This window comes from Nonomuraea cavernae (assembly GCF_040655715.1).
GTDB classification, from domain to species: domain Bacteria; phylum Actinomycetota; class Actinomycetes; order Streptosporangiales; family Streptosporangiaceae; genus Nonomuraea; species Nonomuraea cavernae_A.
In genome coordinates this window covers 164,495-176,656 of the sequence record NZ_JBFAKL010000019.1, presented here as the reverse complement: position 1 = coordinate 176,656, position 12,162 = coordinate 164,495, and the positions used below count along the sequence as shown (strand labels likewise).

Sequence of the window (12,162 nt, the reverse complement as noted above, 5' to 3'; positions counted from 1 at the left end):
ACGTCGCCCGCGAGGTCTACTCCATCATCAAAAAAGCGACAGCCGATCATCCCCCTGCCCCAGCCTGACCACTTGACGAACATAGGGGCATCCAAACGATCGCCGTGGAAGACCTGGCCGTCCGCACCATGGTCAAGAATCACAGGCTGGCGCGCGCCATCTCGGACGCGTCCTGGCGGGAGCTGCGCGGCATGCTGGAGTACAAGAGCCGCTGGTACGGGCGACGGCTTGTGGCGGTGGATCGCTGGTTTCCCTCCTCCAGGCTGTGCTCTGTGTGCGGGACACTCCAGCCGTCCATGCCGCTCCACGTGCGGACCTGGGTATGCGTCTGCGGCGCCTCCCATGACCGGGACGTCAACGCGGCCACCAACATTCTCGCCGCCGGGCCGGCGGAGAGCTGAAACGCCTGCGGAGCCGGCGTAAGACCTCAAGGGAAGTCCTCCTTCCTGGCGGGCGACCGGCGATGAAACAGGAAACCTCACGGGCGACCGTGGGAATCCCCCTCGTTCACGAGGGGGAGGAGGTCAAGGCAGCACCGTACTAAGCACACACAGCACCGTACTAAGGGAGGAGAGCATGATGGCCCAAAGGTGGATGACGGCGTGCCGAGCGTCAGGGAGGATGATTCCATGCCCGATCACCGCCCCATCCGCGAGGATCTCCAAGCGACGCTCGACGCCCGCCGCGACCTCGGCCCCGACTACGAGGCGGCGCTGGTCGACTCGTTCGCCGAACGGCTCGACGCGACGATCGCGGCCCGTGTGAGCGCCGAGCTGCAGCGCCATGGCCCCGCGCCGCACCCGTCCAAAGGCAACCCCGGCGCCGCCATGATCCCCATCGCGCTGGGCTCGATGGGCCTCGGCATCCCGCTGACCGCCATCGCCTCGGCCAACGCCGGTCTCCTCGGCCTCGCCATCACCTGGTTCGCCATCGCGGTCATCAACATGGCCGCCGCAGGGGCCATCATGCGCCGCGGCTGACCCAGCGGATCTCAGGTGTCGCGCTGACCTCGCGGACCTCAGGTGTCGCGGCCGTGGCGGAGCCGGACCTCGCCCGCGAGCGCCTCGTCCTCATGGTCGAGACCGTAGGCCCAGACGCGGTCGGCATCATCGAGCCGGCCGCGCAGCGGCAGCGTGCGGGCCAGCAGCTCGATGGCCAGGCCACTGGTGGCGGCGTCGCCGCCGTCGTCGACCGCCTGGGCGAACTCCGCGCAGGCGAGCTCCAGATGCGCGATGCCGAGCTGGACCCGGAGCCGGGCCACCATGTCGCCCGGGGCGCTCTCCAGAGCCTCCAGCAGCACCTCAGCCGCCGCTCCGGGCTCGCCTCGCTCCAGTAGCAGGTCGGCGAGCTGCTGCGCCGCGTGCACGCGCACCTCGTCGTCGCCGCCCGCCACCTCGGCGGCCGAGCGCAGCGCGCTCTCCGCCTCGTCGTAGTCCTCGGCCTCGGCAGCGAGCCTGGCCAGCGCGAGATGTGCCAGCGGGACGTAGGCGGGGGTGCCGACGCCGAGGACCGCCTGCCACGCGCCTCTGGCCTGCTCGGCCCGTCCCTCGCGTTCGAACCCCTGCGCCAGGTGACAGGCCGCCTGGGCGGCGAACTCGGGATGACCGGTGGCCAGCGCGGCCCTGGCCGCGGCGCGGGCGCCCTCGACGTCGCCGCGCTCCTCCAGGACCACGGCGAGACCGACGGCCGCCTGTGCCCGGTCGGGCCCGTCGGGGTCGGCGGCGAGCTCGGTGAGGATGGCCGCGGCCCCTTCCAGGTCGCCGTCCTCGGCCAGGCGGCGGGCGGTGTCGAGAGGCGGGGTCTCCAGCTCGGAAGACGTCAAGAGAGCTCCTTCGGCGGCGATCGCACCGAGCCTAACGACTCCGGCTGATCATGTCTGCCGACTTGACACTCCCGGACCGGAACGCCCCGCGGCCCTCCCCGGACGGGTGGGAAGGGCCGCGGGACGACGCGGAGGTCAGTCCTCGTACGCCTCGAGCGGCGGGCAGGAGCACACCAGGTTGCGGTCACCGTAGGCCTGGTCGATGCGGCGTACCGGAACCCAGTACTTGCCGTCGCGCAGCGAGGGCAGCGGGTAGGCCGCCTCGGCCCGGGAGTAGGGGTGCGCCCAGGTGTCGGACGTGACGGCCTCGGCGGTGTGCGGGGCGTTGCGCAGCGGGTTGTCGGTCCTGTCGTAGTCGCCGGAGGCGACCCGCGCGATCTCGCCCCGGATGGCGATCATCGCGTCGGCGAACCGGTCGAGCTCGGCCAGGTCCTCGCTCTCGGTGGGCTCGATCATCAGGGTGCCGGCGACGGGGAACGACATGGTGGGCGCGTGGAACCCGTAGTCGATGAGCCGCTTGGCCACGTCGTCGACGGTGACGCCGGTCTCCTTGGTGATCGGGCGCAGGTCGACGATGCACTCGTGGGCCACCAGCCCGCCGCGCCCGGTGTAGAGCACCGGGTAGTGCGGGGCAAGGCGCCGGGCCAGGTAGTTGGCCGACAGAATGGCCTGCTCGGTCGCCGCGGTGAGGCCGTCGCCGCCCATCATCCTGATGTACGCCCAGGAGATCGGCAGGATGCCGGCCGAGCCGTAGGGGGCGGCCGACACCGGGCCGACCGGCGAGCCGTCGCGCAGCGGGTGACCGGGCAGGTAGGCGGCCAGGTGGCCGCGGACCGCGACGGGGCCGACGCCGGGACCGCCACCGCCGTGCGGGATGCAGAACGTCTTGTGCAGGTTGAGGTGGGACACGTCGGCGCCGAACTGGCCCGGCTTGGCCAGGCCGACCAGCGCGTTGAGGTTGGCCCCGTCGACGTAGACCTGGCCGCCGGCGTCGTGCACCTTGGCGCAGATCTCGGTGATGGTCTCCTCGTAGACGCCGTGCGTGGACGGGTAGGTGACCATGATGGCGGCCAGCTCGGCGCCGTGCTTGGCGATCTTGGCGTCGAGGTCGGGCAGGTCGATGTTGCCGTCGGAGTCGCAGGCCACGACGACGACCCGCATCCCGGCCATGACGGCGCTGGCCGCGTTGGTGCCGTGGGCCGACGACGGGATGAGGCACACGTCGCGCCCGGTGTCGCCGCCCGCCCGGTGGTAGGCGCGGATGGCCAGCAGCCCGGCGAACTCGCCCTGGGAGCCCGCGTTGGGCTGGATGGAGACGGCGTCGTAGCCGGTCAGCTCGGCCAGCCAGCCCTCCAGCGTCTCGATCAGCTCGCGGTATCCGGCGGCCTGCTCCTCGGGCGCGTAGGGGTGGATCGCGGCGAACTCGGGCCAGGTGATGGGCTCCATCTCGGTGGTCGCGTTGAGCTTCATCGTGCACGAGCCGAGCGGGATCATCGACCGGTCGAGCGCGATGTCCTTGTCCTGGAGTCTGCGCAGGTAGCGCAGCATCGCGGTCTCGGAGCGGTGGCTGTGGAAGACCGGGTGGCTGAGGTAGCCGGACTCGCGGGCCAGCGTGCCGGGCAGCCGGTCGAACCCGGCGTCGGCGGCCAGCCGGTCGAGTTCGGACCGCGTGACGGCCTGGTGGCCGAGCACCTGGCCGAAGGCCGCGAGGACGTGTTCGAGCTCGGCCGTCGTGGTCTTCTCGTCGCAGGCGGCGGAGACGTGATCGGCGTCGGCGCGCCAGAGGTTGACGCCGCGTTCGGCGGCCTCGCGCACGACGTCGGCCGCGCGGCCGGGCACGCGGGCCAGCACGGTGTCGAAGAACTCGTCGTGCACGACCTCGACACCGGCCCGGCGCAGCCCCTCGGCCAGCACGGCGGCGTGCCGGTGCACCCGGGAGGCGATGCGGCGCAGCCCGTCGGGGCCGTGGTAGACGGCGTACATCCCGGCGATGACGGCGAGCAGCACCTGGGCGGTGCAGATGTTGCTGGTCGCCTTCTCGCGGCGGATGTGCTGCTCGCGGGTCTGCAGGGCCAGCCGGTAGGCGGGGTCGCCGTCGGCGTCGATCGAGACGCCCACGAGGCGGCCGGGCATCTGGCGCTGCAACCCCTCGCGTACGGACATGTACGCGGCGTGCGGGCCGCCGAAGCCGAACGGCACGCCGAACCGCTGGGAGGAGCCGATGGCGATGTCGGCGCCCAGCTCGCCCGGTGCGGCGAGCAGGGTGAGCGCCAGCAGGTCGGCGGCGGCCACCACGAGGGCGCCCGAGTCGTGGGCGGCGGCGGCGACCGAGCGGAAGTCGCGGGCCCGGCCGGAGGCGCCCGGATACTGCACGAGCACGCCGAAGCACTCGGGCAGGTCGCCGTCGAGGGAGTGCTCGACGAGCGTGATGCCGAGCGGCTCGGCGCGGGTGGCCAGCACCGCCTTGGTCTGGGGCAGCGCGTCGGCGTCGACGACGAACACGGCGCTCTTGGACCGGCCGGCCCGCCGGGCCAGCGTCATGGCCTCGGCGGCGGCGGTGGCCTCGTCGAGCAGCGAGGCGCCCGCCACGTCGAGCCCCGTGAGGTCGGTCACCACGGTCTGGAAGTTCAGCAGCGCCTCGAGGCGGCCCTGCGAGATCTCGGGCTGGTAGGGCGTGTAGGCGGTGTACCAGCCGGGGTTCTCCAGCAGGTTGCGCCGGATGACGGCGGGCGTGATGGTGTCGTGGTAGCCCAGCCCGATCATGGAGGTCTGGACGCGGTTGCGGCCGGCCAGGGCGCGCAGCTCGGCGATGGCCTCGTGCTCGCTCGCCGCCGCGGGCAGCGTCAGCCGGTCCTTCGTCCTGATGCCCTCGGGCACGGCCACGGCCACCAGGTCGGCGACCGACTCGAAGCCCACGGTCTCGAGCATGCGCTGCTGCTCGGACTCCGATGGCCCGATGTGCCGGGTCGAGAACGGCGGAAGTGACAGGTCGGTCATGGAGATGCCTCCCGAGGCTGTGGAGACCGGCGCCGGGGCGCGGGCGCGTGCCGGATCTCCCCCTCTGTCATGTCGACCTGAGAGCTTCACCCCGGAGGGCTTGCACCGTCGGTGAGACGCGCCTGGCGGACGCGCCTGCTTTCCAGAGTTGCCTCGCCCGAGCGGTACGGGTGCCTGAGAGATTCCGGGGAGGTTGCTCCTTCGGCGCCCCGGTCTGGCCGGGGACTCTCCCGCACGGGGTTGCCAGCTTGTCCTAGATTACTACCCTGTGCGGCGAGCCCGTCGCCGCTGGGCCAGCTCGTCAGCGGGGTAGTCGGCCGGGACGGTGTCCGCGACCGCCGCGCGTTCCCCCGGCAGCTCCGCGAGCGAGCCCTCGACCTCACGCCAGACCCGGCCGAGCGCGATGCCGAACACGCCCTGGCCGCCCTGGAGCAGGTCGATCACCTCGTCGGCCGAGGTGCACTCGTAGACGCTGACGCCGTCGCTCATCAGGGTGATCTGCGCGAGGTCGCCCACCCCGCGGTCACGCAGGTGCTGGACGGCGGTGCGGATCTGCTGGAGGGAGACCCCGGTGTCGAGCAGCCGCTTGACGACCTTGAGCACCAGGATGTCGCGGAAGCTGTAGAGGCGCTGCGAACCGGAGCCCTGAGCGGCCCTTATCGTGGGTTCGACCAGGCCGGTGCGCGCCCAGTAGTCGAGCTGCCTGTAGGTGATGCCGGCCGCCGAGCAGGCCGTCGGGCCACGGTAGCCGATGTCCATCGGCAGCGTCGCCGGCTGCTCGTCGAAGAGCAGCCCCTGCTCTCCGGCACGCTGCCGCGCACTCTCACGCCGCACCGGATCTTCCTGGCCGGCCGTCTTTCCCTCGCCGCTGCTGACCGCCACGCGGACCTCCGGCTTTCTCTCATCCCATGGTCTGATCTGGGGGTTCGTAAAGGGCGACCACGGGTTTCACTTGCACCGTAGGACCGTGACCATGCCCAGTCAACGATCCGGCTCGGCGCGTCGTGAAGCGTAAATGCACTGAAATACCTACCCCGCCCTGCCGAAGTCCTCGGGAGTGATCGTGTCAAGAAACTCCCTGAACTTCTCCACCTCGTCCTCCTGGTCGTCAGGGATGATCACCCCGGCCTCCTGGACGACCTCTTCGCTGGCGAAGATGCGCGCTCCGGTGCGCAGGGCGAGCGCGATCGAGTCGGACGGCCGCGCGCTCACCTCCACGCCGTTGGAGAAGACGAGATCGGCGAAGAAGATGCCCTCGCGCAGGGCGACGATGTTGACGGCACGCAGGCCGACGCCCAGCGCGCTCAGCACGTCCCGGAAAAGGTCGTGCGTGAGCGGCCGGGGAGGTGGCTCCTCCGCTTGGGCCAACGCGATGGCCGTCGCTTCGGTCATGCCGATCCATATAGGAAGGAACCGCTCCCCGTGTGCCTCCTTGAGCAAGACGATCGGCTGATTTGTGGGCATTTCTACCCGAACGCCCACGACCTCCATCTGCAACACGGGCTGCTCCGTATCGACCGGCCGGTGACCCGGCACGGCTCATTTCTGGTCCGCTTCTGCAATTCAACGTAACACCCGGTGGGCCTCGAATGTCCCGCCGGTCCGGTTCATCGCCCCAGAACGCCGCGTACCCCCGCGCGCACAAGGGCGGCGTGCAGTTCGAGCAGCAGGGAGGACAACTCCCTGGCGACCTCGTCGGCCTCGCCGATAGCGCCCGGCGCGCGGCGTTTCAGGATCGGCGCGACCGCCTGCTCGACCAGGCCGCTCTCGCGCTCGGCCGCCGCCTTGACGGCGCGCAGGTGGCGGGCGTGCAGCCCGAACCGGGACAGCGCGCCGACGCTGCGCGCCACGTCGAGCGCGTCCTGGTCGTAGCGCCTGGCCCGCGCGGCGAGCAGGCCGTAGTCCTCGAGCTCGGCGAGGGTCTCCTCGTCGAGCCCGGCCGCCTCCAGCAACTCCGCGCGGCTGAGCAGCACCTCGCGGTTCTCCTGTACGGCACGCGGACGGCCTAGCTCCTCGGCCATCTTGTCCTTGATCACCCGCAGCGGGAGGTAGTGGTCGCGCTGCTCGGTGAGGATGTAGCGCAGTTGCTGCACGTGCAGATGGGTGAACTTGCGGTAGCCCGACGGACTGCGCTCGGGCTCGATGAGCCCCTCGCCCTCCAGGAAGCGGATCTTGGAGATCGTCACGTCGGGGAACTCGCCCTGCAGGAGCGCGAGCACCTCCCCGATGCTCATGTGCGAGCGTGCCGCCTGCGAGCTCATGCGCCGGCGGCGGTCCGCATCAGGAAGACCAGCCGGAACTTGCCGATCTGCACCTCGTCGCCGGAGTGCAGCGGCACCTCCTCGATGCGTTCCCTGTTGACGTAGGTGCCGTTGAGGCTGCCCACGTCACGCACCGAGAACTGGCCCCCGCGGTGCCGGTAGAACTCGACGTGACGCCGCGAGACCGTGATGTCGTCGAGGAAGATGTCGCTCTCGGGATGGCGCCCGGTGGTGGTCAGGTCCTTGTCCAGCCGGAACCGGCTGCCCTGGTTGGGCCCCCTGGTGACACTGAGCAATGCCGTGCCGGGCGGCAGCTGTTCCACCAGCGCCCGCTCGGCCAGGAGCATGTCTCCGGTCTCAGCCTCATACGCCTCGATTCCCGCGACGGAGATCGTCGAAGTGGTATCCCCGGCGACCTCGGGTCTGGTCAGCGGTGACCCACAACGGGAACAGAAACGGGCATCCTCGGGGTTGGCGTGCCCGCACTGCGTGCAGTAGACGCTCGGCATCGATCGGCTCGGCCTCCTACCGCGAAGACGCGGCGACGGTGCTCGGGGCGCGCCTCGCTTCGCTCTTCAAGTTTGCGAATGCCGCAACTTACGCTGCTGAACGGCAAAGGTCAAGGCGGGGCGCTGGACAACAGTTCGGACGGTGACAAAGCTACCGCCGCCCGAGCCTGAAGGTCCATGCCGCCGCGCGTTTCCCACAATACGATCATGCAAGCCCCGGCGCGAGCTACCGGTCAAGATCACAGACGGTGATATTACACTCAAGTGGCCGCGTCCTCGACGATCCTGGCCCATCGTTCCAGAAGCGACTGGGCGGTGTCGACGTCCTGAGCCTCGGCCCACAGGTCGGTGACGGGCTCGGTGGCGGCCGGCAGGATCAGCACCCAGCTGCCGTCGTCGCCCACGACCCGCACCCCGTCCGTGAGGTCGATCCGGTGCCCGTCGGAGCCCGCCTCGGCCGACTCGATGACCGAGCGCATCACCGCGCCCTTGGCCGCCCAGCGCGTCGGCACGGTCCGCTTGAGCAGCTTGGCCTCGGGGATGCGGGCGTCGATCTGGCTGAGCGAGAGCCGGGTGCGGGCGACCAGCCCGAGCAACCGCATGAACGCGGCCAGCCCGTCGATGGCCGGGGTGAACTCCGGCACGACGAAGCCGCCCCGGCCGTCGGCGGCGAAGATCATGTCTTCGCCCGCCGCCGCGGAGGTGAGCGCGTCGAGCGCGGTCGAGGTCCACTCCACCTGTACGCCGTGGAAGCGGCAGACCTGCTCGGCCACCCTGGTGGTGGTGACGGGCAGGGCCACCCGGCCGCCCCTGCGCTCGGCGGCGATCAGGTCGAGCACCACGAGCAGCGCCCGTTCCTCGCCGATCAGCTGGCCCATCTCGTCCACCAGCGCGATCCGCTCGCCGACCGGGTCGAAGCGGACCCCGAACGCCGCCCGTGAGGAGCTGACCAGCTCCGACAGCCGTTGCAGGTCGCGGCGGCGCTCGGCGAGCGTCTCAGTGGGCGAGGCCTCGTCGAGCCGGGCGTTGACCGTGAGCACCTCGACCCCGACGCGGCCGAGCAGGGTGGGCAAGACGAGCGAGGAGGTGCCGCCCGCGCAGTCGACCACCACTTTCATGTCGCGGATACCGGTCATGTCCACGCGGCGCAGCAGTTCGTACGCGTAGTCCTCGACGACCCTGGCCGGGTAGGCGAGCTCGGCGATCTCGCCGGGGAAGGCCCGGCGGAACTCCTGCCGGGAGAAGACCCGTTCGAGCTTGCGCTGGGCGGCGGCGGGCAGGTCGACCCCCCGGTCGTCCATGATCACGATGTCCACGCTCTGCGGGTCGCCGGCGCTGGTGCGCAGCGCGATGCCCCCGGCGGCCGACTCGCGGGAGGTGTGGAACCGGGCCACGGGCAGCGGCGCGGCCTGCAGGTCGAGCACGTTGATGGCGCTGGCGGTGAGCGCGCCGATCACGGCCCGCTTGAGCGCCCTGGCCGCCAGCGAGGAGTCGCGGGCGGTGACGACGTGCTCGCCCTTCTTCAGGGTCGTGGCGTAGGCGCTGGCCAGCCGTACGCACAGCTCGGGGGTGATCTCGACGTTGACCAGCCCGCTGACCCCCTTGGGCCCGAACAGGCTGCGCTGGCCGCGCGACTCCCAGATGACGCTGGTGTTGACGACCGAGCCCGCCTCGATGGTCTTGAACGGGTAGATCTTGACGCCGCTGGAGACGTACACCTCGGGCTCGATGACGCATTCGTCGCCGATGACCGCGTTCTCCTCGATGCGGGCACCGGTCATCACGTCGGTGTTCTTGCCGATGACGCAGCCGCGCAGGTGGGTGCCGGGGCCGAGGTAGACGTTGTCGTGCACGACCGCCCGGTGCAGGAACGCCCCCTCGCGGACCACCGCGTTGTTGCCCAGCACGGTGTATTCGCGCAGCTCGGCCCCGGCCTCGACCTTGGCGTAGTCGCCGATGAGCAGCGGGCCCTTGAGCACCGCGTCGGTGTCGATCGAGGCCGACTCGGCCACCCAGACGCCGGGCGAGAGCTCGAAGCCGCCGATGTCCAGCCTGACCCGGCCGGACAGGGCGTCGGCGTGGGCCTTGAGGTAGCTGTCGTGACTGCCGACGTCCTCCCAGTAGCCGTCGGCGATGTAGCCGTAGATGGGGGCGCCGGCGGCGAGCAGCTCGGGGAACACGTCGGCCGACCAGTCGACGGGCTCGCCGGCCGCGACCCGGTCGAGGACCTCGGGCTCCATGACGTAGACGCCGATGTTGACGGTGTCGGAGAAGACCTGGCCCCACGTGGGCTTCTCCAGGAAGCGCTGCACCCGGCCGGACTCGTCGACGATGATGATCCCGAATTCGAGCGGGTTCGGCACCCGTTTCAGGCCGATCGTGACAAGAGCCGAATTTTCACGATGAAACCGGACCATATCCGACAAATCGATATCGGTGAGAGCGTCGCCGGAGATGACGAGGAAGCGATCGTCGCGCAGCCGGTCGGCCGCGTTCTTGACGCTGCCCGCCGTGCCGAGGGGCAGCTCCTCCGTGGCGTACTGCAGGCTCATCCCGAGCTCGTCGCCGTCGCCGAAGTAGTTGCGCACGAGCGCGGCCAGGAACTGGACCGTGACGACGGTCTCGGTGACCGCGTGCCGCTTGAGCAGGCGCAACACGTGTTCCATGATCGGGCGGTTGGCTACGGGAAGCAGGGGTTTGGGCTGGTTGGCGGTCATCGGACGCAGCCGAGTCCCCTCCCCGCCCGCCATGACGACCGCCTTCACCCGATCACTCCTTAGAGGTCGCAGTTACGAGCTGACGCACCTGTATCACATACAGCAACCCCGCCCACCAGTACAGACCTGTTCCCCAGAGGGCGAAGGCCCACCCGACGATTCGGGCTATATCGGCATACCAACCAGTGTGCGAGGCGAGGAATAGGAGGGGGAAGGCGTACATGAGACTAAACATGGCGGCCTTGCCCAGGAAGTGCACTTGAAGTGCCTTATATCCGTGTTTGCGAAGCACGGGGATGAAACAGGCGACGAAGAGTTCGCGGCCCAGGATGGCGGCCACCAGCCACCACGGGATGATGTCGCGCACCAGCAACGCCAGGATCGTCGCGAAGACGTACAGCTTGTCGGCGGCCGGATCGATGAGCCGGCCGAGCCGGCTGGTCTGGTCGAATCTGCGAGCGATCACGCCGTCGAGCCAGTCGGTGATCCCGGCGAGGGCGAGGACGGCGATGGCCCAGCCGTCGGCCTTCGGCCCCAGAACCAGCCAGAGGAACACAGGCACGCCGAGGAGACGCAGGAAGCTCAACAGGTTAGGAATCGTCCAGATGCGGTCCTCGGCGGAAGTTTCGCTCACGCAGCAGACCCTACTGCGTCACCTGCGGCCCCAGCGGCCCGCCCGGTGGCCCATCACGGCCACCTCACCCACCCCGCGCGGGCACTCGGGACCCGCGCGAACGTCCTCGGCGGCGATCTCACTCCCCGGAGGCCGAAGCCGCTCAGCCCGAACCGCGGGCCGCCCGGACGAACTCCGCGATCAGCGTCGGATCCTTGACCCCGGGCGCCACCTCGACTCCGCTGGACACGTCGACCCCCCAGGGCGCGGCGGCGGCGACCGCCTCGGCCACGTTGGCCGGGCCCAGCCCGCCCGCGAGCATCCAGCGGCCGGAGGGACGGCCGCGCACGGCGGCCCAGTCCCACGGCTCACCCGAGCCGGGGCGGGGCGCGTCGACGATGAGCAGTTGCTCGTCGTAGGCGCCGCAGCGCAGGTCGGCCGCCGCGTCGACGGCCCTGACCAGGGTCAGGCCGAGGTCCTTCAGCGCGGTGAAGTCGTCGTGCGGATGGGCTCCGTGCAACTGGATCGCGCGCACCCCGGCCGCCAGGGCGACCGCCCGCACCGTCGCCGGGTCCTCGCCCCGGAAGACTCCCACGGTCAGCACGTGGCCGGGCACCGGCCGGGCCAGCTCGGCCGCCCGCTCGGGTGTCACCCGGCGAGGGCTCGCGGTCAGCACGAACCCGATGGCGTCGGCGCCCGCCTCGACGGCGGCCGTCACGTGGCCGGGCTCGCGAAGGCCGCAGATCTTTACGTACACACCGCCGAGGTTACTTGCGCCTGGCGGCCCGCGGCGACCAGACCCAGATCAGCACCGCGGTGATGAGCCCGAACATGACCACCCCATTGGGCAGGTGGGTGCCCAGTGACGCCCAGGTGACGTGCTGGGCCATCCCGGCCAGGAAGAGCGCGGTGCTGGCGAGCGCGGGCCAGCCCGCCCCGTGTCCGGGCCGCCAGACGAGCACGGCGAAGACGATCTGCGCCAGCCCGATCAGGTGCACGACCATTCCGGCCATGACGTGGGCCTCGGTCAGCGCCTCGCCGGAGGCCACCGACTGGCCGGCCAGCGAGGCGGCCACGAGAAGGGCCGCCGCGTGCGCGATGACCACGACGCGCAGGCCGTACAGGAGTCCGGCGGGCACCCGCCCGGCCTGTCCCTGCGTGGGGGTCGCGGCCGGAGCCGTGGTCTCGTGCATGGTGTGGTCCTTTCCTGGAACGGTGAGGACCACATGGTCGCGGCGCGGGG

At 70.7% G+C, this 12,162-nt stretch carries 11 protein-coding genes, 1 pseudogene and 2 riboswitches; of the genes and pseudogenes, 2 read left to right on the top strand and 10 right to left on the bottom strand.

Annotated features, from left to right (window positions below):
- Positions 1 to 92 precede the first annotated feature (92 nt).
- A pseudogene (locus tag AB0I38_RS26460) lies at positions 93 to 544 on the top strand (RNA-guided endonuclease TnpB family protein); the annotation flags it as partial.
- An 85-nt stretch (positions 545 to 629) separates the two neighbouring features.
- A complete protein-coding gene (locus AB0I38_RS26455; RefSeq protein WP_358474262.1) occupies positions 630 to 980 on the top strand; it encodes a hypothetical protein in 351 nt (116 codons plus the stop codon).
- Between the two features lie 38 nt (positions 981 to 1,018).
- Here the strand turns inward: AB0I38_RS26455 and AB0I38_RS26450 are convergent, their stop codons facing one another.
- The 10 genes from AB0I38_RS26450 to AB0I38_RS26405 form a co-directional block, all read right to left on the bottom strand.
- Positions 1,019 to 1,822, bottom strand: a complete 804-nt coding sequence (locus tag AB0I38_RS26450) for a tetratricopeptide repeat protein (RefSeq protein WP_358474247.1) — start codon at positions 1,820 to 1,822, stop codon at positions 1,019 to 1,021.
- 135 nt (positions 1,823 to 1,957) lie between these two features.
- On the bottom strand, positions 1,958 to 4,819 hold the full coding sequence (gene gcvP / locus AB0I38_RS26445; RefSeq protein ID WP_358474236.1) for an aminomethyl-transferring glycine dehydrogenase: 2,862 nt from the start codon (positions 4,817 to 4,819) through the stop codon (positions 1,958 to 1,960).
- A gap of 54 nt (positions 4,820 to 4,873) precedes the next feature.
- A riboswitch (glycine riboswitch) is annotated at positions 4,874 to 4,971 on the bottom strand.
- Positions 4,972 to 5,062, bottom strand: a riboswitch (glycine riboswitch).
- Between the two features lie 18 nt (positions 5,063 to 5,080).
- Positions 5,081 to 5,701, bottom strand: a complete 621-nt coding sequence (locus AB0I38_RS26440) for a MerR family transcriptional regulator (RefSeq protein ID WP_358474219.1) — start codon at positions 5,699 to 5,701, stop codon at positions 5,081 to 5,083.
- Between the two features lie 147 nt (positions 5,702 to 5,848).
- Positions 5,849 to 6,319 carry a bifunctional nuclease family protein gene (locus AB0I38_RS26435; protein WP_189122872.1) on the bottom strand — a complete coding sequence of 157 codons (471 nt, stop codon included), beginning with the start codon at positions 6,317 to 6,319 and terminating at the stop codon, positions 5,849 to 5,851.
- Between the two features lie 107 nt (positions 6,320 to 6,426).
- Entirely contained in the window at positions 6,427 to 7,053 is a 627-nt protein-coding gene (gene ftsR / locus AB0I38_RS26430) for a transcriptional regulator FtsR (protein ID WP_358473657.1), read from the bottom strand.
- 23 nt (positions 7,054 to 7,076) lie between these two features.
- Complete coding sequence (locus AB0I38_RS26425) at positions 7,077 to 7,589, bottom strand: FHA domain-containing protein (RefSeq protein ID WP_357679095.1); 513 nt, start codon at positions 7,587 to 7,589, stop codon at positions 7,077 to 7,079.
- 260 nt (positions 7,590 to 7,849) lie between these two features.
- Positions 7,850 to 10,354 (bottom strand): mannose-1-phosphate guanyltransferase, encoded by a 2,505-nt coding sequence (locus AB0I38_RS26420; RefSeq protein ID WP_358473499.1) that lies wholly within the window; start codon positions 10,352 to 10,354, stop codon positions 7,850 to 7,852.
- Between the two features lie 4 nt (positions 10,355 to 10,358).
- Entirely contained in the window at positions 10,359 to 10,940 is a 582-nt protein-coding gene (locus AB0I38_RS26415) for a CDP-alcohol phosphatidyltransferase family protein (protein ID WP_358473481.1), read from the bottom strand.
- Positions 10,941 to 11,082: 142 nt separating this feature from the next.
- Positions 11,083 to 11,676: a phosphoribosylanthranilate isomerase gene (locus tag AB0I38_RS26410; RefSeq protein ID WP_358473447.1), complete on the bottom strand. Its 594-nt coding sequence runs from the start codon at positions 11,674 to 11,676 to the stop codon at positions 11,083 to 11,085.
- 10 nt (positions 11,677 to 11,686) lie between these two features.
- Complete coding sequence (locus AB0I38_RS26405; protein ID WP_358473426.1) at positions 11,687 to 12,112, bottom strand: hypothetical protein; 426 nt, start codon at positions 12,110 to 12,112, stop codon at positions 11,687 to 11,689.
- Between the last annotated feature and the right edge of the window lie 50 nt (positions 12,113 to 12,162).

Coding starts and splice junctions, on each gene's coding strand:
- gcvP (WP_358474236.1), bottom strand. CDS start 4,819: ATGACCGACCTGTCACTTCCGCCGTTCTCGACCCGGCACATCGGGCCA.
- AB0I38_RS26455 (WP_358474262.1), top strand. CDS start 630: ATGCCCGATCACCGCCCCATCCGCGAGGATCTCCAAGCGACGCTCGAC.
- ftsR (WP_358473657.1), bottom strand. CDS start 7,053: ATGAGCATCGGGGAGGTGCTCGCGCTCCTGCAGGGCGAGTTCCCCGAC.
- AB0I38_RS26425 (WP_357679095.1), bottom strand. CDS start 7,589: ATGCCGAGCGTCTACTGCACGCAGTGCGGGCACGCCAACCCCGAGGAT.
- AB0I38_RS26405 (WP_358473426.1), bottom strand. CDS start 12,112: ATGCACGAGACCACGGCTCCGGCCGCGACCCCCACGCAGGGACAGGCC.